Origin of the sequence: Brevibacterium linens ATCC 9172 (genome assembly GCF_900169165.1) — a bacterium.
Classification (GTDB): domain Bacteria; phylum Actinomycetota; class Actinomycetes; order Actinomycetales; family Brevibacteriaceae; genus Brevibacterium; species Brevibacterium linens.
Genome location: NZ_FXYY01000026.1, coordinates 1 through 23,725, shown reverse-complemented (window position 1 = coordinate 23,725; position 23,725 = coordinate 1). Strand labels below are relative to the sequence as shown.

Genomic DNA, 23,725 nt, shown 5'->3' with positions numbered 1-23,725 from the left:
CTGACGTGCGAGTGGAAGCCGGACCGAATCAGCCGCGCTGGATTCCTTCGATATTGCGCAGGACACCGGTGGTGCTGCCGTCGGAGTCGCGGACCGTGAACGAGGACCCGTTGTCCTCGAGACTGAGGTACCAGTCGCCGGGGTAGATCGTGAACACCGGCATTCCGGTGGCCTCGTCCACGGCTTCGCGCGGCTCGGGAACGGCGAACCAGAACGCCTGGACGATGGGGCGTCGTCCACCGTCCTGGTTCTGTGCCCGACCGTTGTCGTGACCGGCGTTCCGGCCGTCGTTCTGCGCCATGGTCTCGTCGGTCGAGCTGTCCCCGCGCCCGTCGGTCTCCGGACGGTTGGCGTAGTCGGCGACAGGAACGTACTGAGTCGGCTCTTCGCTTTCGGGAGCGGTCGTCCGCTCCGCACTGGTGGCCGGCTCGATCACAGCGGTCGCCTGACCGTCATCATCCGCCGCTGTGTCATCGCCCGCAGGCGCCGTGTCATCGGCCGTGGGCTTGCCGTCTGCGACGACCGGGCCGTCTGCCGGAGTGCTGACAACCGTGGCCTCGGTGGAGCGGACATTCGCATCGTCGTCCTGACCCTGCGCCGGGGCTTCGTCGGTCGAGGCCGAGGACTCCGATGGCGAGGCGGTCGAGGACTGTGCGGCCGATCCCGCGCCGGCGATATCTGCGTCTTCCGCGGAGTTCGTATCCGAAGACTTCGCGTTGACCTTGGAGACCAGGTCGCTGCTCTCGGCCGGCGACACGACCGTCGGGGTGTCGTCCTCCTTCGCCGAGGCGGCCATGGACCTGTCCGCGGACGTGTCCTCATTCGCCGCATCGGTCTCAGCAGACGACACGGAGTCGGTCTCCGATTCGGGAGCGGCGTGGCGGCCACGCCGACGTTCGGAATCCGCGTGTGCGGCAGCGACACCGGCAGTACCGGCGCCGATCACCCCGGCGCCTGCAGCAGCGGCCGCAGCGCCCGAATGTGTCTTGTCGCCTGCCTCGGTGGGCTGGGCCTCGGCTTCAGCAGCCTGGCTGCTCGCGCCGGTGAGCTGACCGTCGGCCGCATCGTCCTGCGGCCGGCCGGCTCCGACACCGAACGCCTGAGTCGGCTCGCTCTGCGAATGCTGCGGGGCGTCCGAATCGCGACGGCCCAGATAGGTCTGCCCGTCACCGGTGCTGTGCACCGGCCCGTCGGCCGAGGCCTGGTCAGATGTCGTGTCTGAGGATCCGGGCGCAGCGCCCGCGCCCGAGGTGTTGGCAGGCGCGGCGAAGGAGCTGGCAGAACGCTCGGCGTCCTGCTCCTGCGGCGGAGCGTAAGGGCTGGGCTGGTTCTGGTCGTCGGAAGACTGGCCGAATTCGTCGGACGGATGGCCGACTTGCGCGGACGGCTGGTTCTGCTGGTCGGCAGGGGCGAACTGGCTCTGCTGTTCCGGACCGCCGAACTGACCCGACTGACCGAACCGGTCGTCGCCGGGCTGACCCTGCTGCGCAGGCTGACCCGGACCGCCGAATTGGTCCGACTGTCCTGTTCCGCCGAACTGACCCGACTGTCCTGGCGCACCGAACTGAGTCGGCTGGCCGGACTGTCCCGGTCCGCCGGGCTGACCGTAATCGCCGGTACCCGGCTGTCCGAATCCTGGCTGACCAGCGCCGGCCGGAGCGGCACCATACGGTGCGAATCCGGGTGCGCCGGCACCCGGTCCGGTCGCACCGGGCACATTGGCCACCGGTGCCGGATGCTGGGTGTGCTTGGTGACGGGGCGAGCCTTCGGATGGGTCTCGATGTCCTCGCGGCCGGCGAATTCCTTGGCGAAGAACGGCAGCATCGTGAACACTCCGGCGAAGAATGCGATGAGCCCGGCGAAGAACGCCAGGTACGAGCCCACATGCCAATAGACCGCCGAGGTGAGCAGGTCGATGAACACATAGGTGAAGGCGATCGCCGAGAGCACGGAGATGAATTGGTCGAGGCTGAGCGACCCGACCCGCAGTCGGCTGCTGCCGAGCTTGTTGACGAGCACGGCCGCCACGATGAGCAGGATCGCGAGCACCCCGAATACGAGCGCGCCCATATCCGCGACGTTCCAATGCCACAGCGTCGTCGTCTCATGTCCGAAGCCGTAGCTGTAGCTGCGGTAGGGCACGAACAGGGCGATGAAGGCGAGCAGACCGGCGAAGAGGAGGAAGAGATCGCGCAGAGTCAGCGGGCCGAGGATTCCCGGGCCGGTCTTCCGCTTGGGGGCAGGCGCTTGGCCGAACTGACCCTGGCCCGGCGCTGACCCGTACGGTCCCGGTGCCGAGCCGTACTGCCCGGGAGCAGATCCGTATGGTCCGGGTCCCGACCCGTACTGGGCCGGAGCCGATCCATAGGGTCCTTGCGCGGCGGGCTGTCCGGGTGCCGATCCGTAGGGTCCCGGTGCGGAACCGTAGGCCGGCCCGGGCGCCGAGCCGAACTGTCCCGGTCCCGAACCGTAGGCCGGCGGCTGACCGCCGGGCTGCTGCGCGTTCTGGCCCGGGTACTGCGGGGGCTGATCCTGCCACGGCTGTGGCCCGGACCCGGTTGGATGCTGCGGCGAACTCATCGCTGACTCCAGTCGATCTCGGGGAAAGGTAACAGTGTTTCCGTGTCCGCGCGGGTCGGATCCCAACGGACTCTGACCCCATCCTTGCAGAACACAGGCCGCCTGTGCACTCATACGCGCTTTCTCAAGCACGTCGGGAACCGCGTATTCCCTCACCGAGGAGGCTCTTCGGTGACCTCATCACCGTCGAAGCCATGTGACCCATACCACGACAATGGCGCGGCGGCTACCCCCGATTTCCCCGTTCATCGCATGAAACTGCCCTCCACTGCCCCCGACCACCGGTATACAGTGCAACTAGAATTTTCGATCCACCAAGGAAGTCGGAGGGAAAGCATGACCGAAACCGCTGCCGAGCAGACAGAGACGTTTGCCCCGCCTGAGCAGTTCGCCGCAGACGCCAACGTCAAGGCCGACGAATACGAACGCGCCGAGGCAGACTACTTGGGCTTCTGGGCCGAACAGTCCCGTGAGCTCGTCGACTGGCACGAGGACTTCGACGAGGTCCTCGATTGGACGAATCCGCCGTTCGCGAAATGGTTCGTCGGCGGAAAGCTCAATGTCGCCTACAACTGCCTCGACCGCCACGTCCTCGCCGGCAACGGCGACCGGGTGGCCATCAACTTCGAAGGCGAACCGGGCGATTCCCGTGCTTTCACCTATGCCGAACTTCTCGCCGAAGTGTCGAAGGCGGCGAACACGCTGACCGACCTCGGCGTCAAGAGCGGCGACCGGGTCGCCATCTACCTGCCGATGATTCCCGAAGCCGTGATCTCGATGCTCGCCTGTGCTCGCCTCGGTGCTGCACATTCGGTCGTCTTCGGCGGATTCTCCGCCGATGCACTGCACTCGCGCATCATCGACGCCGAAGCCCGCGTCGTCATCACCGCCGACGGCAGCTACCGTCGCGCCAAGCCCACGAGCCTCAAGCCGGCCGTCGACGAAGCGATCTCTCGGGGTGACACTCCGGTCGAGCACGTTCTCGTCGTCAAGCGCACCGGTCAGGACGTCGACTGGGTCGAAGGCCGCGACCAGTGGTGGGAGGATTCCGTCGGCCGGGCCAGCGGCGAACACGTTTGCGAGTTCTTCGACTCGGAGCACCCCCTGTTCATCCTCTACACCTCCGGGACGACAGGAAAGCCCAAGGGCATCCTCCACACCACCGGCGGCTACCTCACTCAGGTGCTGTACTCGATGAAGGCCGTCTTCGACATCAAGCCCGAGACGGATGTCTTCTGGTGCACCGCCGACGTCGGCTGGGTCACCGGTCACTCCTATGTCGCCTACGGCCCACTGGCCGCCGGCACCACTCAGATCATCTACGAAGGCACCCCGGACACTCCGCATCAGGGTCGCTGGTGGGAGATCATCGAGAAGTACAAGGCCACGATCCTCTATGCCGCCCCGACGGCGATCCGCACGTGCATGAAGTGGGGCGAGGAGATCCCGGCGAAGTACGATCTGTCCAGTCTGCGCCTGCTCGGCAGCGTCGGCGAACCGATCAACCCCGAGGCCTGGCGCTGGTACCACCGCGTCATCGGCGGTGAGCGCTGCCCGATCGTCGACACCTGGTGGCAGACGGAAACCGGGGCCCATATGATCGCTCCCCTGCCCGGCGTACTGTCGACCAAGCCCGGTTCCTCCCAGCGTCCGATTCCCGGCATCTCCGTCGACGTCGTCGATGATTCGGGGGAGAACCCGGCCGGCCCCGAAGGCGGGCTGCTCGTCATCCGTCGGCCTTGGCCGTCGATGCTGCGCGGGATCTGGAAAGACCCGGAGCGCTTCAAGGAGACCTACTGGTCGCGGTTCGAAGACACGTACTTCGCCGGTGACGGGGCCCGCCGCGATGAGGACGGGGACATCTGGTTCCTCGGCCGCGTCGACGATGTGATGAATGTGTCCGGTCACCGCCTGTCCACCGCAGAGATCGAGTCCTCGCTCGTCGCGCATCCCAAGGTCGCCGAGGCGGCTGTGGTCGGCGCTGCCGACGATACGTCCGGGCAGGCCGTCGTCGCGTTCGTCATCGTCTCCAATGGAGTCGAGGACTCCTCCGAGACATCTGAGGAGCTGCGTCAGCACGTGGGCAAGGACATCGGCCCCATCGCGAAGCCGAAGAAGGTCCACATCGTCACGGACCTGCCCAAGACACGCTCCGGCAAGATCATGCGTCGCCTGCTCAAGGACGTTGCCGAGAACCGCGAGGTCGGCAATACGTCGACCCTCGCCGATGCCTCGGTGATGGACCAGATCGAAAAGTCCGTCGCAGAAGCCTGAACCTCGCTCTGAGGCCGAGGTCGGATGACCCGTCGGTGACAGACGACCCTGCCGCATAGCGGCCGTCGTCGGGATCCGACGGGTTTTCCCGGTTCCCCGCCGATTCGCCTTTGGCCGCAGGGCACGATCAGACTACTCTTAAGTTAGATTGTCCTCGTTCTCGATTTAGGAGCTCTCATGGCCGAACGGTCCATCAGCGAACTGATCAAAGGCATCAGCGACGATTCCAAAGCGATCGCCGAAGAAGAGATTGCCCTCGCCAAGGCCGAAGCCACTGCCGGCGCGAAGAACCTGGGCATCGGAGCCGGACTGGCCGTTGTCGCTCTCTTCCTGCTCTTCCTGTCCTCGTTCATGGTGATCTTCGCCGGTGCGGCCGCATTCCATGAGGGATTGGGCTGGCCGTGGTGGGGCAGCTTCCTCATCGTCTTCGGTATCCTCGCCGTCATCGCGATCATCCTCGTGCTTGTCGCCCTCCCGCTGTTCAAGAAGGGCAACCCGGTGCCCGGCACCGCGATCGGCTCGGCCAAATCGCTCGTGGCCTCGGTCAAGCGTGCGGTGAAGAACCCCTCGGGACCCCGTTACTGAACCACTACTGATAGGACCCGCTCGGTCCTCGACAGCGAGACAATGAAGCGGCGCCGGACATCGTGTCCGGCGCCGCTTGTCACTTTCTCACTCGGCGTATTCGCAGTCAGCGCCGCTTCGCCGCCCGCTCCTTGGCTTCACGTCGCACCTGACGTTCCCGCTTGCGCGCTTCGGCCAGCACCTTCTGCGCCTGCCTGACGGCCTTCTGGGCCTCCCGCAGCTTCTTATCGGCGATGACATCGGGGGCATCATCAGTGATCGTGGCCTTCCCATCAGCCGATTCCCCGGCAGCGTCGCCGGAGGAGTCGGCCGGGGCTGTCGCGCCCGAGCCGTCCGCCGTCCCGGATTCGGCGCCGCTCCGCCTGCGCTCGACCCCGTCGATGAAGGCCTCCACTCCGTCGAAGCCGCGTTCGAGTCCGAAGTCGAAGGGATCGGACTCCGAGGTGAAGACCCCCGCATCGATCGCCCTTCTGAGGAACGGATATCCATCCTCGGTGATGACCGCGTCGAAGAGCCGCCGCTCCCGGGACGCCACCTCGGCGGCATCCAAGCCGGTCGTTCGACTCTTCTCCTCATAGCCTGCGGCGATCATTCCCTTCCAGCGGGCGACACCGGTGACGAGCAGGGAAACGGCGATCCGCTCCTCTTCCGACAGACCGGTATCCGAGAGCGCCTCGAGGCCGGCCTCCAGCCAGGCCGAGCTGTTCGGGGTGATCGGGCTGCCGGTGATCGGGATCGACAGCAGCCAGGGCTGTCGGACATAGATCAGTGACTGCGCCTGGTAGAGCTCGCTGAGGCGAGCCCTCCAACTGAGAACTTCCCCGTCCGCCTCCGGCGGCAGACCGGTCGCCTCCTCCTGCATGAGCAGGAGCAGATCGTCCTTCGAGCTCACGTATCGATAGAGCGACATCGGCGTGTACCCGAGGCGCTTTGCGACCGCGGACATCGACACCGCCTGGATGCCGTCGCTGTCAGCGATCTCGATGGCGGCGTCGACGATCTTCTCGACGCTCATCTCCCGCTTCGGTCCTCGCTGCGGTGTCGCCGCAACTCCCCACGCCAGCGCGATTCCGCTGGGGAGCTGCTCGATCGTGTCGTCAGAACTCATGTCACCATCTTATATTGTGTATGCCATATATTGCGTGTTAGTGTCATATACAGTTTCTGTCGTATACAGAAACCTGCTCGGTGATTCCGACCTGTGAGAGGACCCCATCATGACCGCCGACGGCTCCATCAGCACCGCTTCTCATCCAACCGCTCCATTGCCGCTCCCGGCGGAGGGCACGGCCACGGATGACACCCGAACTGCCGCCATCTCGTTCACTGGCGTGGGCAAGCGCTTCGGTGCGAAGTCCGTCCTCGACGGGCTCGACTTCCATGTCCGCAGGGGCGAAGTCTTCGCCCTCCTCGGCTCCAACGGCACAGGAAAGACCACCTGCATCAATATCCTCACCACCCTCGTCCGCCCGGACACCGGATCGGTTCGGGTCATGGATGTCGATGTGTGCGAATCACCCGCCGAGGCGAAACGTCGCTTCGCAGTCACCGGTCAGTCTGCGGCCGTCGACGCCCACCTCACGGCCGAGGAGAACCTCGTCCTCCTCGGCCGCCTCTCCGGACTGAGCCGTCGCGCCGCGAAGGCAAGAAGCCGGGAGCTGGCCGAGAAGCTCAGTCTCACAGCCTTCATGTCCGCTCGGGTCGCCGCGCTCTCCGGCGGCATGCGTCACCGCCTCGACCTGGCGCTCAGTCTGGTCGTCCCAGTCGAGGTGCTCATTCTCGATGAACCCACCACCGGTCTGGACACCCGCTCCCGGCAGGAGCTGTGGAACGAGGTCGGCGAGCTCTCCCGAGGCGGCGCGACGGTGTTCCTCACCACGCAGTACCTCGACGAAGCCGATGCCCTGGCCGATCGGATCGGGTTACTCGACAGCGGACGCATGGCGGGCCTGGGCACACCGGCAGAGCTCAAGGCACGCATCGGCGAAGACACCGTGTCCATCCGCGGAAGCGACGGGACCCAGCTGGATGAGATTCCCACAGACGGCACCGTCGACGGCCTCGCCTCGGCGATCGAGCCGTGGGTCGGTCGATCGTCCCGGGCCTCAGTGTCCCTGCACAGTCCCAGCCTCGATGATGTCTTCCTCGCCTTCACCTCGGCCGACAAGCCTCACTGACCACCCGCACCTCTGCCCGCGCCGCCGTGCATCATCACCGTCCAGAGAGGACACCGCAATGTCACACAGTCACCCGACCACCACGTCCGCGACAGCAGCAGCACCGAACGCAGCCGACCTCCCCCGCCGGACGACCCGGACACGCCCTCGCGGATTCTCCGCCGAGGCGACCTTCACCGGCAGAAGCCTGCGTCACGCTGTTCGAGACGTCGAATCACTGCTCATGGCCGTCGCTCTGCCGGTCATGCTCATGCTCATGTTCACCTTCGTCTTCGGCGGCGCCCTCGATCCCGATGGCGGATACGTCGACTACGTCGTCCCCGGAATCATCCTCACCTGCGCCGGCTTCGGTGCCGCCTCGACTTCGCTCTCGGTGGCCTCGGATATGACCTCCGGGTTCGTCGACCGGCTGCGGACGATGCCCGTGCGAGCATCTGCTGTCATCACCGGCCACGTTGTGGCGAGCCTTGCAAGGAATCTGTTCGCGACCTCCGTCGTCCTCCTCGTCGCCGTCGCCATCGGGTTCCGACCCTCCGCAGGAGTCGGAGAGTGGCTGGCGACCATCGGACTCGTCGCTCTCTACATTCTGGCGATCACGTATCTCTTCGCCGCCATCGGCCTCGCCGCAAAATCTCCCGAATCCGCAAACGGGTACGGTTTCATCCTCCTCTTCCTCCCCTACGTCTCCAGCGCATTCGTGCCCGTCGAGACCATGCCGAGGTGGTTGGAGGTGTTCGCCGACAATCAGCCGATCACTCCGATCATCGACGCCCTGCGAGCATTGCTCATCGGCACCGATATGGGCGCCTCACTCTATCTCGCCGTCGGCTGGTGTCTGCTCATTCTCGCCGTGACAGCGGTATGGGCCGCCGTGCTGTTCAACGCGAAGGCCGGACGTCGCTGAATAGCTGCGGACGCCTCGGTGATCGAGTTCAGAAGTCGATCGCGATAGGAGCGTTCTCGTCCCATTCGCGGGCCCAGCCGAGGTGGTCGAGGGCGAAGTCGAGGATGCCGGCGGTGAAGCCCCAGACCTTGAGGACTCCGACGTCGAAGGCCGGGGTCGAGAACTTCAGATCGGGGCGCGCAAAGGTGCCGCGATTGGCGGGGGCGACGAGGTCGGCGATGGCCACCCGATAGACGGAGTAGGACTCCCGCTGATCCATCACCTGCACGCGGCCCGGCTGACGCCAGTAGCCGACCACCGGCGTCACCTCGAACTTCGAAACCGGGATGTAGAGCGAGTCCATCTCTCCGAGCACTTCGACGGTGTCCGGGGAGATTCCCGCTTCCTCCTCCGCTTCACGCAGCGCCGCGGCCGCCATGGAATGGTCTTCGGGATCACGGCCGCCTCCGGGGAAGGCGACCTGACCGGGATGGTGACGCAGGGTCGCAGCCCGCTGGAGGAGCACGATGTCGACATCGGCGACACCGATTTCGGCCAAGCGTGATGCTTCTGAGCGCCCCGCCTCGGTGCGCGCTTCTCCCCCACGTCCGAAGAGCATGAGCACGGCGGCGTCACGAGCGGCATCCTTTGCCGAATCCTTCTGCCGGCGCAGCCACAGCGGGGACCCGTGCGAGGCGGCGAGAGCTTCGAGCTGCCCGCGCAGGACTCCATCGGCGATCGTCGCCGATCCGGGTGGGAGGTTGGGGATTCGGGCGCTCACTGTCCGTCCTCGGCGACAGCCTCCTCGGTGGGAGTGGCCAAGGGCGCCATTTCGAACCGAAGCATGGCGCGTGCCTTCTCCGGGTCGAGCTCCCCGATGCCGAACGAGGGGCACAGCGCGGTCAGGGGGCAGGCTCCGCAAGCAGGCTTGCGGGAATGGCAGATGCGGCGGCCGTGGAAAATCACCCGATGCGAGAGCATGGTGAGATCCTTCTTCGGGAACAGGGCCGCGATCTCATGTTCGGCCTTGACGGCATCGGTCTCCTCCGTCCACCCGAAGCGTCGGGCCAACCGGCCCATGTGGGTGTCGACGGTCAGTCCCGGAGTGTCGAAGGCGTTGCCGAGGACGACGTTCGCGGTCTTGCGTCCGACTCCGGCGAGCTTGACGAGCTTGTCCAACTTGTTCGGCACCACACCGTCGTACTCGTCGACGAGTTCGTTTGCGAGCTTGACGATGTTGCGGGCCTTCGCCCGGTAGAACCCGGTGGAGCGGATGTGCTCCTCGACCTCGATGAGATTGGCCACGGCCAGGGCGTGAGCGTCGGGGAAGGCGGCGAAGAGGCTCGGGGTGACCGAGTTGACGCGGATATCTGTGGTCTGAGCGGACAGGACGGTGGCGATGAGCAGCTGGAACGGAGTCTCGAAGTCGAGTTCGCATTTCGCGTTCGGATACACCTCGGCGAGGATGCGATGGATCTTCCGGGCCCGGCGGGTCCGCCCCAGCGGGGTCTCCTTCGCGAACTTCCGCGCGCTCTTCTCTGCCACAGTCAACACGGCTCACCATCCTAATCCGTGCCCCGTCATTCCGCAGTCATGCCGGTCACACCCTCGGCTCAGACCGGTGCGCCGGGATCCGCGCGCCGGGACGCGAGCATCTGCGGGAACGGTGTGGTCGGGAGTCGCGTCGGGCGATGCGACAGAGGTTTTCAGACTGATGGGCCACACTCCCACGTCTTTGCTGGTATCGATGCAGATGACCAGGTAGATTTATGTGTGATTATCACGACAAGGAGGAACCAGTGGATATTGAAGTGGTGCGGGGCGCGACGCTCTTCGCAGGTCTGGACGATGAAGCCACCAGTGCATTGATGAAGTTCATGAACCCGCGGAGTCTCCGTCGGGGAACCGTGCTCTTCCATGAGGGCGATGCCGGTGACGAGCTCTACCTCGTCTCCTCGGGCAAGCTCAAGATCGGCCGCGAGTCCTCCGATGGCCGTGAGAACCTGCTGTCCGTGGTCGGCCCGGGCGAGATCATCGGCGAGCTCAGCCTCTTCGATCCCGGCCCACGTTCGACCTCTGTCACCGCGGTCTCCCAGTCGGAGCTGCTCAGCCTCAGGCACGAGGACCTCACCACCTGGCTCAACGAGCGCCCGCAGGCCGCGATGAACCTGCTCAAGGCTCTCGCCCAGCGTCTGCGACGCACGAACGAGACCGTCGGCGACCTCGTCTTCTCCGATGTGCCCGGCCGTGTCGCCAAGGCCCTGCTCGACCTGGCAGCCCGCTTCTCGAAGCCGGCTCCCGACGGTGTGCTCGTCGCTCACGACCTCACCCAGGAAGAGCTCGCTCAGCTCGTCGGCGCCTCCCGTGAGACCGTGAACAAGGCGCTGGCTGACTTCGCCGCCCGCGGCTTCATCCGTCTCGAGGCCCGCTCCGTCGTCATCCTCGACATGGACAGGATGCGCAACCGCGCCCGCTGATCCTCCTCGCGGCGTCCTAACCGCCACATCGCACGAACGCCCCAGCCGCTTCGGCTGGGGCGTTCGTGCTGGCACGGGCAAGTGTGCGTCGTGACCGGCGCTCGCCGTCGCAGTGGCTGTCGCGTCAGGTCCGGGAAGCTTCGTACTCCAGTTTTGGACCAGTCATCGAGTTCAAACTCGATGACTGGATCAGAACCTGAGTCGTGAGTGGTGTGTCATCCAGTTAGACCGAAGACGTCGCGCGCCATGCACCGCGGCAGGGCACTCAAGGCGCTTGCAGCTGCGACGTCAGCGGCGTGCCTCAGGCGTCGGCGGCGGGCAGAGCGTCGAGGTAGGCCAGCTGGGCCTTGACGATCTGTTCGGCCGCCGGCCGCACGCTGTCATCGACGTCGTGGTAGACGATGTCACAGACCTCCGAGGCGGTGCTCGCTCCCTGCTCGAGTGCCGCTTTGACCTGCTCGATGCGTTCGAGTCGGTGGGAGCGGTAGTAGTCGATCACCTCGGCGGGAGCGTCGATGCGCTCGCCGTGGGCCGGCTCGATGATCGCGAACTCACCGGCGTCGAGCAGTTCTCTCAACCGCTCGAGGGAGTTGAGGTAGTCACGCAGCGAACCTTCCGGGTGGGTGACGATCGTCGTCCCCTCCCCCAGGATCGTATCGCCGCTGTAGAGGGCACCGGAGCGGATGAGGCTGATGCTGTCGCTCGTGTGGCCGGGGGTGGCGACGACGCGCAGGACATCGGCAGGGGTGCTGCCGAAGGCGATCTCGTCGCCGTCGACCACGGGATCCGTGTGCCGGGCGAAACGCTCGAGTACAGCGTAGACGGGAACCTCGGGGGCCCACTGGTCGATGCTTCCGAGCATCTCGGAATGGTCGGCGTGCTGGTGGGTGAGAACGATCGCCGCCAGATCACGGTCGGCCACCTCGGCGAGGAAATTCTCACGGTGGTCAGCCATCTCCGGTCCGGGATCGATGACGACCGCGGAGGTGTCGTCCTGACTGGTGAGCACGTAGGTGTTCGTTCCGGTCAAGGTCATCGGGCTGGGATTGTTCGCACGGATTCTCATGAGTCCTCGCTCTCCTCGTCTGCCGTTTCGTCGTCGTCATCGCCGCTGAAGGTCAGGAAGCCGGGGTTCTGGTCGGTGTCGGTCTCGCCGACGGCCACCGCACGGTCGCGCAGGCTGCCTTTGCTGTGAGGGTCCTTGCCGGTGTGGATGACGACTTTCCAGTCGCCGTCGTCGGCGATGATCTCCGGCCGCAGCGGGTGGACGTTGCGGATCTGTGCCATGGCCGCTCCCACGGACGGGACCCCGGTGAGGCTTTCGACGATGATGCGGGCGGCCGCGCTGATGCGGTTGGGGTCTCCGCCCACCTCGGCGAGGATCTGTCCGGGGCGTTTCCAGCCGGCGGAGGTCTCGTTCGGGGACAGGAAGTCGACTTCCTGGCCGAAGGGCACGGTGGCGATGAAGTAGGTGGTGTCGAACCGGTGCAGCTGGGTGGGAGTGTTGATCCAGCGCAGCCACGGTTTGCACAGATCGGGACGCAGCCGCAGGTCACGGTCGCGTAGGACCTGCGACCATGACACTTCGTTCGAGAACAGCCTCGACCGGGTGGTGTGCCAGTCCGTCTGCGGTGAGGCCACGATCTCCCGGTCGACATCCTCGGCGAGCAGGATTCCGGTGGCGGCGAAGGTGATGCGGGCGGCCGCAGAGAAGTGGTGAAGGGCGCGGGATTTGTTCTCGATGCTCAGCGCACGCGCGCACCGGGCCGAATTCCATCCGGCCAAAGGCAGCTTCCGCACATCTCCCGGGCGCAGGCTGCTGGTGGGAAACGCCCACCGGTTGCGGTCTTCGACGCCGCGAGCGTCGAGCTGCCGGGTGATGAAGAGTTCCAGGCCCTCCGGGGTGTCCCGGATGAGGACGATCGCCGAGGTGGGGCGGGGCGGCTCGGGGACGGGCCACCGTCCGTCGGACTGCCAGTGGTCGAGCAGCCACCGCAGTTCCGACGAGACGGGAAGGGTGCGTCCGCTAAGCGGCATCGCCTGAGACCTCGACGATGACTTCGACCTCGACGGGCGTGCCCAGCGGCAGCGTGTTGACGCCGACGGCGCTGCGCGCGTGCTGGCCGCGGTCTCCGAAGATCTCACCGTAGAGTTCGGACACGCCGTTGATGACGGCCGGCTGTTGGGTGAAGTCATCGGCGGAGTTGACGAAACCGGTGACCTTGACGACGCGCACGATCTCATCGAGGTCGCCGATGACCCCGGCGATGGCGGCCAGGGCGTTGAGCCCGGCTGTGCGTGCCAGCTGGTAGCCGGTGTCGAGGTCGACGTCCGTGCCCACGTGTCCGGTGGCGGGCAGTTTGCCGTCGACGACGGGCAGCTGGCCGGAGGTAAAGACGTAGTTTCCGGTGCGCAGTGCGGGAACGTAGGCACCGGCGGGGGTGGCGATCTCGGGCAATTCGAGTCCGAGTTCGGCGATGCGGTCAAGGGTTTGGGACATGGTTCCTCTTTCGACGTGGGTTTCAGAAGCCTGGCTGGTTCAGATCATTCCTTCGGGCGCTTGAGGTAGGCGACGAGACCGTTGTTGTCCGGGCCGGGGACGACCTGGACGAGTTCGTAGCCGTCTTCGCCCCACTGGTCGAGGATCTGCTTCGTCGCATGGACGATGAGCGGTACGGTCACGTATTCCCACTTGGTCATGATTCTCCTCGGTTGTCTGTTCACTATGGCAGGTGCCGCTCTCAAGACTAATCGCAATGACCTAGGACGGAAACTAATACGCAGTGCCACAAACGCCCATCGCGCCGCATCATTGAATCCCAACACTCATAATCCGGATCTGACTATTCGGAAGCGACATTCGGCAGCACCGGTGTAACGAAGTGGTGTATGACCTCGCTACATCGTGGACACTGAATTTCACCGCTTCAGGGACATACGGTCGCAGTACATGTACGCGGTGTGTTGTATCGGGATTTTTCAGACACTGTTCGGAGTCACTTATCGGATAGTGTCGGTACTGACTTATCTGACACTGGTCTTGATTTTCTGCGATCCTCAACGCCAGAGAGCAGTGAGCCTCCCCGCAAGTCGTGGACACGTGAACCACGTCACGCAGCCTACGTAGACGCTTCTTTCTGAACCTGACCGGCACTCTGCTCAGCCCAGAACTTCTCCTCAAACTCCACCGGCGGGACCATCCCCAACGCCGAGTGCAACCGCCGCCGGTTATAGACCACCACGATCCAACGAACGACTTACCGCATCTCCTCACCCCGGGTCTGCCAGACTCGCCGCTCGAAGAACTCCGTTTTCAACGACGACCAAAACGACTCCGACATCGCGTTATCCCATGCCCCTGCTGGGCCCGCCTGGGGTGGATAAGACCCATCTGGGGGTCGGATTGGGGATCAAACCCTGCCATCCCGGGTACCCTTTCGCATTCGACACGGCCACAGGATGGGCCGACCGGTTAGCTGCCGCGCATAACAGCGGGGCCGGAGTCGAGTGGGAGCTGAAGCCATTATCGGTGACGCGGATGGCCGGCTCGTCCCGGGTGACTTCGATGTCGGCCTCGACCCGTGTGGCTCCATTGGCGCAACGCAGTGAATCGGTCAGCGCTTCATCCACCATCCGGTAGACGGTGGTAATCAGGACAGGGCCGTCGGAGACGCTCCGTCCTTTCCAGGAAAGGCGTACAGGAAGACCTGCGATGTGGTAGACATCAACGAGTTCCTCAAGGTCGCGGACGTTGTGGCCCGATCGATGCAACTCGTCGTCGAGCACCGGATCGTCTTCGCGCAGGACCTGCAGGATGCGCTGCATCTCCGTGGGTGCGGCCCTTCCGACGTCCCCGAGTTTGACTAGTGCCTGAGCCGAGCGCTCAGGATGCTTCTCCCGACCGCTGCTGACCCCGACTTCCAGAGCTACCATGGTCGAGAGCGAATGGGCGAACGCAACATACATCTCCGCGGTGATGCGCTGCCATTCGACGACCTGCGCGGTCGCGAGGCGCTCGTTCACCTCTTCTGCCAGCCCTCTTCTTCGCTGCGTCGCGCCACGCACAGCGAAGCGGCCGGCCAGCGCGACGAGAACCACCGGGTCCAGCAGAGTCGGGGCTGCAACAAGTCCGTTAACGAGGAATCTGCCGAGTTCTGTCAGCATTGGTATGCCAACAACGATGAGGTGTCCGATCCCGACGGTCCAAATGCTACATGTCGTTGCGAATGTGTAAAGCATGATCGTCGCCGGAAGCATGAACACCACGCCGGAGAATTGCATGAGCCCGCCCAGGTCGCCGATGCTTTGCTGTGCGAGCATCGCGTTCGAGAGCCAGAGGGTCACATCGAGCAGGTCGAGGGCTCGCCGGCGGGAAAGCTACTTCGTGTGAGCGCGGCATTGTGGTCAGGCCCCTGTGCTATGGTCTGGAAACGCTGGTCTCATGACGCGTGCTGGCGCGATCGTATATCCCCACTCATGAAGGACGCGAGCCCCATGACCGAGTCCACCGATCACACGGCCCCTCTACGGCATATGAGCCTGCTTACTCAGGCAGACCGTCCGGACATCGAGGAGATCCAGAAGTACCTCAACAAGACCTATGGCACGTACCATCCCGAGTTCAAGGTCGACGTCGACGGCATCCCCGGGATCGGCACGCTACGAGCTATCACCGTGGGCGCGCAGGTCGAGCTCGGATGGAGTGGCGACCAGCTCGACGGTGTTTTCGGCGATTCGATGGCTGGGGTCATCCCGGCGATAACGCCGGGTATCGACGAGAAGGCGAACGAGAAGTTCATCAAGCTGGTCCAGTGCGGGCTCCGTTGCAAGGGCTACCAGGCGAGCACTGCGGATTCCAGCGGCTTCGGCAAGTACAACGCACAGACGCAGAGCGGCGTGGACGCCCTGCGTAAGGACGCTGACTACACTTTCTACCGGAAGGGCGACGGTGGCACCCAGAACGGTGGTGCGTCCATCGTCGACTCACAGGTGTGGAAGAGCCTGTGCCGCCAGATGGACTTCGTGAAGCTGGCGGCCGGCGATGAGAGTATCCGTGAGATCCAGCGGCATCTAAATCGCAACTATCAGCCTCTCGTCGGGTTGAACAGCAGCGACGGCTTCATGACCCCACTGTCGGCGCGCGCACTCATCAAGGCAGTGCAGCAGGAGTGCGGACTGGAACGAGAGCAGTGCGACGGCAGGTGGGGTCCGACGACGTCGGCACACCTGCCGTCGTCCGTGAACGCCTCGTCCAGCAGCGCGTGGCACAACCTGATCACGTTCGGGCTGTATATCAACGGGTACGACGTGGAGGTCGCGAAGCCGACGTGGGCAACGGCTCTGGCCAAGGCAAACCAGTTTTCCGAGTTCATGTTGCTGTCGACCAGCGCCTCGCCGGGAAAGGACCGCATCGCACCGAGCACGATCGCCGCTCTGTTCGTCAGCTACGGGGATCAGAACCGTGGTCGTTCCAGCATGCCGTACGATCCGGGAGCTGTTCGTTTTGGTATCGATCTCGCAACACCTCTGACCGGGATGAGCAAGACGCTCGTCGATTCCAACACTGGCTTGGGCAAGCTGGCCCCGCAGTTCGTCGCGAGGTACATGCAGAACGCGCCGCAGCCAGTGCATGACAAGGAACTCACGCCCGAGGAGATCGAGGAGATCTTCTCGCTCGAGGTCGTGGACGGGATCTATTCCTCGCCGATGGGCATCGTGCCGATCTGGCAGACCTCGGCGAACAGTCGCGAGTATTTCACGACTGCACAGGGCACGAAGGACGCCCAGCTTGCCAATGATCGCGGTGACTATCTGAGCATTCCCGACGACATCACGATCTACTACGCCGTCGATTTCGACGCATATGACGAAGCGACCATATTGGACATCCTGGCCTACTTCACGAGGGTGAACACGGAGACGGAGAGGATCGGCGGTCGCCCGATCGGAGTGTACGGCCCTCGGCAAGTGTGCAACGAAGTCGCGAAGAACGGGAGTGCGACCGCCAGTTTCGTCGCCAATCTGTCTTCAGGGTGGAGTTCGAATATCGGGCAGGGCATGCCTCAGAGTTGGTCTCTGGATCAATACAACGCGATCACGGGCGTCAAGCTCTACAACGATTCGGACGGCTCTTTCGCGAAGGAAGTGGATCTCGATCAGGTGCTCCACTCCGAGCGCCACGGGAAGATGTGGATGGGTGAAGGCATCATCAACTGATCCTCATCGCTCGCGGTAAGAACAACAGGGTCGGAGCAATCGCTCCGACCCTGATGTGCGTCACGACCACACGTGATGCTCGTAGTAGTACTTCATCAGTTCTACACCAGGACCCGGGACTTCCATGTGGTCGTCGTGTGCCACGAAGCTGCCCGGCAGTCTGGCATGGTTGTTGCTCAGCATCGTGTGAAGATGGTGACCGTTCACAGCGATCTCTGCCGAGAAACCCTCGGTGTTCTTATCCTTCGGTTTCGGGTTGAAGCCGTCGCCGGAGAGCTCCCACACCGTCCAGTTCTTCGTGCGGCGGACGCCTTCGTTATCGCGATAGGTGATCTGCGTGCTCCCAGCAGATGTGATGTGGAGCTTCTGCTCCGGGCCGCACTTGGTCACCTTCCAGCCGTTCCACATCGAAGTGGTGATCTGCGTGACGGAGACCTTGGTGATCGCGTCATCGGCAACTGTACTAGAGCCGAGTGAGGTGGAGGCGAGAAGGATCTTGTTGGTGGAGTAGGGGTTGAACGTTGCTTTCGAGGACTCCTTCTCCAGACCGTCTTTGATCTCTTCGGTCGAACCGGTGAGTGTCGGCAGATAAGCAAACGCCATCTGGTCATCGCCGACCGTGGTCCAGTCGTTCTTGCCGAGCTGATCGGGTGAGCAGTAGACATCCGGAGCTTCTGCGTGTGCAGCCTGCTGTGCCTGTGCGGAGGTTGAGGGCGGGGGATAGGGGTTGCCGTCGTTGAGATCGTTATCGGTTCCGGCAACGAGAGAATGATCGATCAGCATATATCCGGTGAGCGTGACAGCGAGGGCGAGCGCGCCGATGGTGAGCGACCATCGGGTTCTTCTGAGGTAATGCTTCTTGTTTGACTGCTTGCCCACGAGATCGATGTCCTTGATGGGGAATGGTGGATAACGAGGATGATAGAATTCTACACCCCGTGAGGTCTCGTCGAAGTGTGGAGTAGTTGTAGTGGCTGTGGAAAGATACTCCCCGAGCAGCGAATCACTGCTCGGGGATACGGCCGCATGGTTTAGTGAGACAGGTTATAAGGAGCGCTCACAAACGTGCCTACCAGCAGGAAGAAGTACATCCAGAAGTTCAAGGCTGATGCCAACGGAATGCAGAAGGGGTAGGCGGGCCGGTCACGATAAGACGGGCAGGGTCAGACACGCCGTTGCTGTACACACATTCTGATCATTAACCCGATTCGGGCGTGTCCCCCCATCAAAGCGTAGATGTCGTCTCCTCCTTCGTGGACCCGCACGGCTCCTAGCTGTTGCAGCTGAGTGCCGCCTACCGGGGCTGTGAAAAGCCCCTTCGAGTCCATCGCGATGCCGTCTTCGGGCGACCCTTCCCACACCGAAGACGGGTTCCAACTCTTCTCGTTGGTGTGAGTGCCGGTGAAGCGAGTCTCAACCTCCACTTGCTCGCCGCACCCGCCATTTTCCGAGCCACCGACGACAGGCGCCCAGCGCACACGCAGTGATTCCAGGTCCTTGTTCCCGATGTCCGAGTGCGGCTTCGACACTTCGGTCATCACAGTGAGCACTTCCCTGCTCAAGTCCACGTCAGAGGTCCACTTTCGTACCTGTGCATCGCCGTTGATCCCGTTTTTGTCAAGCCCCGGGTTTGATGGAGAGTTTTCTACTTGGAATTCGTCGACTCGCACACTAGTTAAGCAGTCCGTGGCAGCGCGGTGAAATAGTCTGATCGGAACGCGGCGGGAGTCGCCCCGCCGAGTGCTCCGTGAGGCCGGTACGTGTTGAACCAGTGCACCCACTCCGCCGTGGCGATCTCGACATCATCAATGCCCTTCCACGGAGCCTTGTTCCGGATCAGCTCGGCTTTATACAGAGAGTTCAGCGCCTCAGCGAGAGCGTTATCGTAAGAGTCGCCCTTCGACCCGACAGACGCGACAGCGTCTTCTTCGGCCAGAGCCTCGCCATAGCGAATCGCCCGAAACTGGACCCCACGATCCGAGTTAACCCGAATTCGGGTTAACACCGATTATGCCGAGGTTTTCGTTAACCCGAGGAATCTGTGTTCGGCCTGATCAGACTGGGCGTCCCTACTAATTCCTCGGGTTAACTCGCCGATCAGCTACCGGAGACTGTACAACGCTTCCAGTTGGGTTCCGGTCAGTGATGGGGCCGCCGGTGTCGGGGTTGCGGCGGTGATGGCTTGGCGCATCATGTCGATGGTCGCGAAAGCGTAGAACGCTTCAGTGGTTGAGGCGTTGGTGTGTCCGAGGAGCCGCATGATGATCGGTAAGGGGATTCCTTCTTGGTAGAGGTCCATCGCTTTCGTCTTCCGCAGCATGTGTGGGTGGATCCTGTCGGGAAGGGCCGGATACTCTTGTCGAGCAATTTTCGCGGCCTGGTTGAGGATCAGAGACACGGAGTCCGTCGATAGCTTCGAGACGTGCCCGTAGTGACGGGTGTAGAACAGCGGACGACCCGATTCTTCTTCTCCAGGGTGGAACACTGTCAGATAGGTCCGCAGATGATCGGTGGTGCGAGTGTTGATCGGCACGATGCGAGTCTTGTTGCCTTTGCCCCGGATTCTCACCTGAGCGGGTGGTCCGAGGTGGATGTCACTGCAGATCAGCCCGGTGAGTTCGCTGACTCGGGTTGCTGTGTCGTAGAGGACGATGAGCATCATGTGATTTCGCCGCGACTTCACCGTTGTGCCGGTGAACGCTGAGAGCAGAGCACGGGTGTGGTCGGCGGGAAGGTAGTCAATCGGGTTGGCGAGGATGCGGGGTGGTTTCACATCCGCGACTGCCTGCGACGTGGCGATCAGAGTGAGGTCGTCGGCGGCGCTGAAGGTGAGGAAGGACCGCAGAGCGGTCAATCTGAGCGTGACGGTGCGGGGAGCATATTTCTTCGTCGTGTTCATCCATTCGATCCAGGCCTTGACGTTATCGCGGCTGCAGTCGTCGAAAGTCACCTTTGCCCGTGGCCGGTGATTGGCATCGACGAGGAAGGCCAGGAAGCATTCGAGGCTGAGCCGGTAGGCGGTGATCGTCGCCGGAGAACATTGTCGAACGTTGCCCAGGTAGGAGTGGAGGAAATTCCGGGCGAAGACGAAGAAGTCCGGGGCACCGGTATCGGGGTTGTGTTTCATCGGGTACCGGCTTCCCGAATGACCATGTTCGCTGTCTTTCGAGCAAGACCTGAGTAGGCGGCCATGAAATCGGGAGAGGTATGGACGTAGTACAGGGTCGAGTCAATTCCTGCGTGGCCCATGTAGGCGCTGAGGTAGGGCAACATGGTGTTGACGTCGGTGCCATCGCGCATCCAGCGTTCAATATTGGCGTAGGCGAAGTGGTGTCGGAAATCGCAGGGCCGCGGGCGGGGTCCCGTTGCCGGACGGGGCAGCCCGGCGTGGTCCCAAATGCGGTTGAACATGACTCCAATCGTTGCGGGGCTGAGTCGGGCACCGGTGGAGGAGACGAAGAAGTGCTCACGATTGGGAAACTGTGAATGTGAGCGTCGGTGGCAGGTGCGCAGAATGCTCATGACATCGTCGGTGATGGGCAGTTTCCGGTCCCGGCCCGTTTTCGTTGCAGCGATCATGACGGAGTGATCGTTGAAGTCGACATCGGCGACCATCAGTTGCTTGGCTTCGCGGGTGCGCAGGCCGGCTGAGTGCATGAGGAGGAAGAACGCGGTGGCTTGCCATGCCCAGGGTGAATGGGCTGGGACGGTGCCAGCCGCGGTGAAGAATGCCTCGATATCGGTGCTGCTCATCAGGTACGGGGTGGAGTGGACGATACCGGCTTTCCATTCGTTGCCGAGGATGTGGGCGTTCGGGTCGCGGTGGATACGCATCCACCTGCCGAAGTCGCGGATGTAGGACATCCACGATCGGTGCCTCGAGCAGTGGCCCAGTTCGTTAAGGACCCAGCCTTCGACAGCACTACGATCGAGTCGGCCGATCGCGTGGTGTGTTGCCCACGTGTCGAAGTGACGCAGGTAGTGGATGCGCGAGTGCCCGGTCTTTCCGGTACGGGCTTTGAAGTCGATATAGGGCTACTGTCGGAGGAATATGCAATCGTGCGAAACGCCTACGACAGGTAGAGTAGATCTATATGCGTTATCGAACAACTACACTCAGCGTGGCTGGTCTTGTGTGCGTGACGGCGTTGCTAGCCGGATGCGCACAGGAGACGAACGGTCCTCCGGTCGAAGGGACGGAATCAACGGAAGGCCGAACGTATTCTGATCCTACTAGCTCTCCCAGCCCAGCGAAGGCTGAGCGAACGGTCAAGGCAGTGCCGGGGTGCCGGAATGCGCGGACCGCAGAAGAAAAGGCGGCAGGCACGCTTTTCGATTTCAATGCCAATGAGAATACAACCCAGATGGAGATCCTCGTCACGCCCATCTTCGTGGGGAGTCCGGACGTTGAAGACGTCAGCCTAAGCAACCATGAAGGCAAGAAGTGGCTGAATGAGTGGTCCGAGGACGTGGACACTCACAAGCTCCTGCTAAGTGTGGCGCAACGGGCTGATGGCGACTTCCGCAAGCTCTCCGGGGACGATCTCGACAAAGTCATGATTCGGGACGCTGATTCTCCCGACGGGGTCAAAGGGGTGGAGTGCGGCGATCCATTGCCGGCCTCGGCGCGCTTCATCGGTGAGCGTCCTGCCGACCCTGACTCGCATCCCACAACCATCTGGGAAATCTCGTCGGACGAGGACATCACGACAGATCCAAATCAGCTCTTCACCGCCTGGATCGACGGTGAAGAGCTGAATCAACTGGGAACGGTACACGTTGAGCACGAGGGAAACGACATAATCGCTTCACTCGGGAACACTCGTTTGGCTCGCGACGACCTCACGTACTACTACGCGAATCGTTGAGCCCTTAGGCGGGCTCGGGATACCAGAGCTGTCCGTTCTCGGGGTTGTGGATGAGCTGATCGACGCCGTGCGTGCCGATGAAGGTACCGTCGGCATCGTAGAAGTCCGCCTCGAACTCGAAGAACTGGTCGATCGCCCAGTTCGACGGCATCTTCTGCCCCAGGTTACCGGTCCACCCGTAGGAGAGGTTTCCCACGTAGCTTGCCGTGGCCAGCCCTTCCTCAGCGAGCCGGTTGCATACGGCGCGCGGGCCGTAGGCGCCAATCGGATTGCCGCCGATGGCCGACATCTCATCGTTGAGTTCACGGAAGTACGGGATGATGAGGTCCTCGATCGTAGAACCGAACGCATCGAAGTCGACAGCGAAGTAGATGGTCACGTTCTTCGGGATCCCGAACGCCTCGGCGCGAGTGTCGGCGGCCTGGGCATCCGACGTGCCGCGACCAGGAATGAAGTACCCGCCGTCGTTGGCCGAGGTCTGCCAAATTGGTGCGATTCCGAACGGCACCGTGCCATAGGCATTACTCGTACTGAGTTCGGCCAGTGCATAGATCTCGTCGATCGTCATCTCCTTGTCGAGGACCGGGTCGGGAGCGTTCTGGAGGTAGCGCCCGACAAAGCCGACATGCATCTGGTAGAGGTCGCTCTCGGGAAGCTCGAAGGTCCTTGTGAGGTCAGTGAGCCGACTGGCAGTATCGATTCCGATGGTGGGCTGAGTCGGGTCCGCGTCCCAGCGCAGATCATCGTAGCCACGCTGCTGGTCGCCATAGCTGACGAACAGTGCGGCGACGATCAGAGTACTGATGGGTCCGGTATCGGTGACGTTAAGGCGAAGCGACAGGCCGAAGCCGCGGGCGCGCTGGGCGACAGCGGACCACGACGGATCGTTGACATCCATGTCCGTGTATTCGTTGACGTAGAGGGCATAGGCCAAAAGGCGAGTCCACTGCTGGCCAGGAGCATCGATCGGGCCCTGGGCGCGCACCGCGTTTGCAGTCTTCGGCCCCCAGATGCCGTCCGGGTTCGCGATGCCGAGCAGAATCTGCAACGCCTTCATGAGACCACGCGCGAGCTGTGGGGTGATGATGCCATCGGTCGGGTTCAGCCCCATCTGTGGCTGGTATGCCGCGTCGTTGAGGCGCTGCTGGATAGTGCGAAGCTTCGCGTCGCCGCCTTGGACGAGCACGTAGGCGTCCTGACTGCAAAGACCCTTCCACACCTCGCGGTCGACCACGCCACCACCGGAGCCGGTCGTACCGGCCAGCGTCGTGTAGTTGGCATCGTTTCGCAGGGCGTTGACTGCACCGATGGTCCTATCGTTGTAGTCACCAAATCCGCCGAGGATGTCATCGACAGGTGAGGCGTCGTATCCCTTCACCCGAAGCGCCGACTGAACGAGACGGACGTTGGCCTCTCCGTTTCCACCGGTGGGATTCAGGAAAGGGACCCGAGAGTGGAGAGTGTCGCCGTAGACTCCGTCCACTTCGTTGTCTGACATGCCGAGCTCCAGCTGCAGGCCCCTGACGAGTCCACGAATGGGGATGAACCCTGAGTGGTGGACACGCTGAGTCTGGCCCATAATGGGCCGGAGAATGCGAGTAGAAACCATGCCAAAGAAGAAGTACTCCGATGAGTTCAAAGCCGACGCCGTCGCGCTGTACGAG

At 63.1% G+C, this 23,725-nt stretch carries 22 protein-coding genes and 1 pseudogene; 7 read left to right on the top strand and 16 right to left on the bottom strand.

What is annotated here, in order from left to right; all coding sequences use genetic code 11:
- Positions 1-28: 28 nt before the first annotated feature.
- Positions 29-2,581 (bottom strand): hypothetical protein, encoded by a 2,553-nt coding sequence (locus BLIN9172_RS15115; RefSeq protein ID WP_101555783.1) that lies wholly within the window; start codon positions 2,579-2,581, stop codon positions 29-31.
- A gap of 336 nt (positions 2,582-2,917) precedes the next feature.
- Between BLIN9172_RS15115 and acs the strand changes: the two genes are divergently transcribed.
- Positions 2,918-4,855, top strand: a complete 1,938-nt coding sequence (gene acs / locus BLIN9172_RS15110; protein ID WP_101555782.1) for an acetate--CoA ligase — start codon at positions 2,918-2,920, stop codon at positions 4,853-4,855.
- 177 nt (positions 4,856-5,032) lie between these two features.
- Positions 5,033-5,440, top strand: a complete 408-nt coding sequence (locus BLIN9172_RS15105) for a phage holin family protein (protein WP_025778074.1) — start codon at positions 5,033-5,035, stop codon at positions 5,438-5,440.
- Positions 5,441-5,546: 106 nt separating this feature from the next.
- Here BLIN9172_RS15105 and BLIN9172_RS15100 read toward each other — a convergent pair whose 3' ends face one another.
- Positions 5,547-6,548 carry a TetR family transcriptional regulator gene (locus BLIN9172_RS15100; RefSeq protein ID WP_101555781.1) on the bottom strand — a complete coding sequence of 334 codons (1,002 nt, stop codon included), beginning with the start codon at positions 6,546-6,548 and terminating at the stop codon, positions 5,547-5,549.
- A gap of 109 nt (positions 6,549-6,657) precedes the next feature.
- Here BLIN9172_RS15100 and BLIN9172_RS15095 point away from each other — a divergent pair, with 109 nt between their 5' ends.
- On the top strand, positions 6,658-7,617 hold the full coding sequence (locus BLIN9172_RS15095) for an ATP-binding cassette domain-containing protein (protein WP_101555780.1): 960 nt from the start codon (positions 6,658-6,660) through the stop codon (positions 7,615-7,617).
- Between the two features lie 58 nt (positions 7,618-7,675).
- Complete coding sequence (locus tag BLIN9172_RS15090; protein ID WP_101555779.1) at positions 7,676-8,521, top strand: ABC transporter permease; 846 nt, start codon at positions 7,676-7,678, stop codon at positions 8,519-8,521.
- A 28-nt stretch (positions 8,522-8,549) separates the two neighbouring features.
- Here the strand turns inward: BLIN9172_RS15090 and BLIN9172_RS15085 are convergent, their stop codons facing one another.
- Positions 8,550-9,281: an NUDIX hydrolase gene (locus BLIN9172_RS15085; RefSeq protein ID WP_101555778.1), complete on the bottom strand. Its 732-nt coding sequence runs from the start codon at positions 9,279-9,281 to the stop codon at positions 8,550-8,552.
- Complete coding sequence (gene nth / locus BLIN9172_RS15080; protein ID WP_051505149.1) at positions 9,278-10,054, bottom strand: endonuclease III; 777 nt, start codon at positions 10,052-10,054, stop codon at positions 9,278-9,280. Before nth ends, BLIN9172_RS15085 begins: the two co-directional genes overlap by 4 nt.
- Before the next feature lie 245 nt (positions 10,055-10,299).
- Between nth and BLIN9172_RS15075 the strand changes: the two genes are divergently transcribed.
- Positions 10,300-10,977, top strand: a complete 678-nt coding sequence (locus BLIN9172_RS15075) for a Crp/Fnr family transcriptional regulator (RefSeq protein WP_101555777.1) — start codon at positions 10,300-10,302, stop codon at positions 10,975-10,977.
- A gap of 301 nt (positions 10,978-11,278) precedes the next feature.
- On the opposite strand, the gene BLIN9172_RS15070 is transcribed toward BLIN9172_RS15075, so the two are convergent.
- From BLIN9172_RS15070 to BLIN9172_RS18975, 6 genes and pseudogenes are all read right to left on the bottom strand, one after another.
- The gene (locus BLIN9172_RS15070) at positions 11,279-12,043 is read right to left on the bottom strand and encodes an MBL fold metallo-hydrolase (RefSeq protein WP_101555776.1); all 765 of its coding nucleotides are present in this window, start codon (positions 12,041-12,043) and stop codon (positions 11,279-11,281) included.
- Positions 12,040-13,014: an NUDIX hydrolase gene (locus BLIN9172_RS15065; protein WP_101555775.1), complete on the bottom strand. Its 975-nt coding sequence runs from the start codon at positions 13,012-13,014 to the stop codon at positions 12,040-12,042. The genes BLIN9172_RS15070 and BLIN9172_RS15065 overlap by 4 nt, the downstream gene beginning before the upstream one ends.
- The gene (locus BLIN9172_RS15060; protein ID WP_101555774.1) at positions 13,004-13,477 is read right to left on the bottom strand and encodes a RidA family protein; all 474 of its coding nucleotides are present in this window, start codon (positions 13,475-13,477) and stop codon (positions 13,004-13,006) included. Before BLIN9172_RS15060 ends, BLIN9172_RS15065 begins: the two co-directional genes overlap by 11 nt.
- A 44-nt stretch (positions 13,478-13,521) precedes the next feature.
- The gene (gene sp36, locus BLIN9172_RS18220) at positions 13,522-13,677 is read right to left on the bottom strand and encodes a Sp36 family protein (RefSeq protein WP_009883339.1); all 156 of its coding nucleotides are present in this window, start codon (positions 13,675-13,677) and stop codon (positions 13,522-13,524) included.
- Between the two features lie 419 nt (positions 13,678-14,096).
- Positions 14,097-14,330, bottom strand: a pseudogene (locus BLIN9172_RS18645) (integrase core domain-containing protein); the annotation flags it as partial.
- Positions 14,323-15,321: a sensor histidine kinase gene (locus tag BLIN9172_RS18975; RefSeq protein WP_170286937.1), complete on the bottom strand. Its 999-nt coding sequence runs from the start codon at positions 15,319-15,321 to the stop codon at positions 14,323-14,325. The gene BLIN9172_RS18975 and the pseudogene BLIN9172_RS18645, both read right to left, overlap by 8 nt.
- A gap of 150 nt (positions 15,322-15,471) precedes the next feature.
- Here BLIN9172_RS18975 and BLIN9172_RS15055 point away from each other — a divergent pair, with 150 nt between their 5' ends.
- Positions 15,472-17,193 carry a glycoside hydrolase domain-containing protein gene (locus tag BLIN9172_RS15055; RefSeq protein ID WP_170286936.1) on the top strand — a complete coding sequence of 574 codons (1,722 nt, stop codon included), beginning with the start codon at positions 15,472-15,474 and terminating at the stop codon, positions 17,191-17,193.
- A gap of 60 nt (positions 17,194-17,253) precedes the next feature.
- On the opposite strand, the gene BLIN9172_RS15050 is transcribed toward BLIN9172_RS15055, so the two are convergent.
- The 5 genes from BLIN9172_RS15050 to BLIN9172_RS15030 form a co-directional block, all read right to left on the bottom strand.
- On the bottom strand, positions 17,254-18,072 hold the full coding sequence (locus BLIN9172_RS15050; protein WP_101555772.1) for a hypothetical protein: 819 nt from the start codon (positions 18,070-18,072) through the stop codon (positions 17,254-17,256).
- A 284-nt stretch (positions 18,073-18,356) separates the two neighbouring features.
- Positions 18,357-18,863 carry a hypothetical protein gene (locus BLIN9172_RS15045; RefSeq protein ID WP_145997975.1) on the bottom strand — a complete coding sequence of 169 codons (507 nt, stop codon included), beginning with the start codon at positions 18,861-18,863 and terminating at the stop codon, positions 18,357-18,359.
- 5 nt (positions 18,864-18,868) lie between these two features.
- Positions 18,869-19,198, bottom strand: a complete 330-nt coding sequence (locus tag BLIN9172_RS15040) for an integrase core domain-containing protein (RefSeq protein WP_101555770.1) — start codon at positions 19,196-19,198, stop codon at positions 18,869-18,871.
- A 96-nt stretch (positions 19,199-19,294) separates the two neighbouring features.
- On the bottom strand, positions 19,295-20,320 hold the full coding sequence (locus BLIN9172_RS15035; protein WP_101555769.1) for a tyrosine-type recombinase/integrase: 1,026 nt from the start codon (positions 20,318-20,320) through the stop codon (positions 19,295-19,297).
- Complete coding sequence (locus tag BLIN9172_RS15030) at positions 20,317-21,057, bottom strand: tyrosine-type recombinase/integrase (protein ID WP_205751071.1); 741 nt, start codon at positions 21,055-21,057, stop codon at positions 20,317-20,319. The genes BLIN9172_RS15035 and BLIN9172_RS15030 overlap by 4 nt, the downstream gene beginning before the upstream one ends.
- Before the next feature lie 500 nt (positions 21,058-21,557).
- On the opposite strand from BLIN9172_RS15030, the gene BLIN9172_RS15025 reads away from it, so the two are divergent.
- Entirely contained in the window at positions 21,558-22,061 is a 504-nt protein-coding gene (locus BLIN9172_RS15025) for a hypothetical protein (protein ID WP_101555767.1), read from the top strand.
- Positions 22,062-22,065: 4 nt separating this feature from the next.
- On the opposite strand, the gene BLIN9172_RS15020 is transcribed toward BLIN9172_RS15025, so the two are convergent.
- Positions 22,066-23,559, bottom strand: a complete 1,494-nt coding sequence (locus tag BLIN9172_RS15020; RefSeq protein ID WP_170286935.1) for a glycoside hydrolase domain-containing protein — start codon at positions 23,557-23,559, stop codon at positions 22,066-22,068.
- Positions 23,560-23,725: the final 166 nt, after the last annotated feature.

Bases quoted from the DNA above. Each gene is read 5' to 3' on its own strand.
- BLIN9172_RS15115 (WP_101555783.1), bottom strand. From the start codon at position 2,581: ATGAGTTCGCCGCAGCATCCAACCGGGTCCGGGCCACAGCCGTGGCAG.
- acs (WP_101555782.1), top strand. From the start codon at position 2,918: ATGACCGAAACCGCTGCCGAGCAGACAGAGACGTTTGCCCCGCCTGAG.
- BLIN9172_RS15105 (WP_025778074.1), top strand. From the start codon at position 5,033: ATGGCCGAACGGTCCATCAGCGAACTGATCAAAGGCATCAGCGACGAT.
- BLIN9172_RS15100 (WP_101555781.1), bottom strand. From the start codon at position 6,548: ATGAGTTCTGACGACACGATCGAGCAGCTCCCCAGCGGAATCGCGCTG.
- BLIN9172_RS15095 (WP_101555780.1), top strand. From the start codon at position 6,658: ATGACCGCCGACGGCTCCATCAGCACCGCTTCTCATCCAACCGCTCCA.
- BLIN9172_RS15090 (WP_101555779.1), top strand. From the start codon at position 7,676: ATGTCACACAGTCACCCGACCACCACGTCCGCGACAGCAGCAGCACCG.
- BLIN9172_RS15070 (WP_101555776.1), bottom strand. From the start codon at position 12,043: ATGAGAATCCGTGCGAACAATCCCAGCCCGATGACCTTGACCGGAACG.
- BLIN9172_RS15065 (WP_101555775.1), bottom strand. From the start codon at position 13,014: ATGCCGCTTAGCGGACGCACCCTTCCCGTCTCGTCGGAACTGCGGTGG.
- BLIN9172_RS15060 (WP_101555774.1), bottom strand. From the start codon at position 13,477: ATGTCCCAAACCCTTGACCGCATCGCCGAACTCGGACTCGAATTGCCC.
- sp36 (WP_009883339.1), bottom strand. From the start codon at position 13,677: ATGACCAAGTGGGAATACGTGACCGTACCGCTCATCGTCCATGCGACG.
- BLIN9172_RS15055 (WP_170286936.1), top strand. From the start codon at position 15,472: ATGACCGAGTCCACCGATCACACGGCCCCTCTACGGCATATGAGCCTG.
- BLIN9172_RS15035 (WP_101555769.1), bottom strand. From the start codon at position 20,320: ATGAAACACAACCCCGATACCGGTGCCCCGGACTTCTTCGTCTTCGCC.
- BLIN9172_RS15030 (WP_205751071.1), bottom strand. From the start codon at position 21,057: ATGTCCTACATCCGCGACTTCGGCAGGTGGATGCGTATCCACCGCGAC.
- BLIN9172_RS15025 (WP_101555767.1), top strand. From the start codon at position 21,558: ATGGAGATCCTCGTCACGCCCATCTTCGTGGGGAGTCCGGACGTTGAA.
- BLIN9172_RS15020 (WP_170286935.1), bottom strand. From the start codon at position 23,559: ATGTCAGACAACGAAGTGGACGGAGTCTACGGCGACACTCTCCACTCT.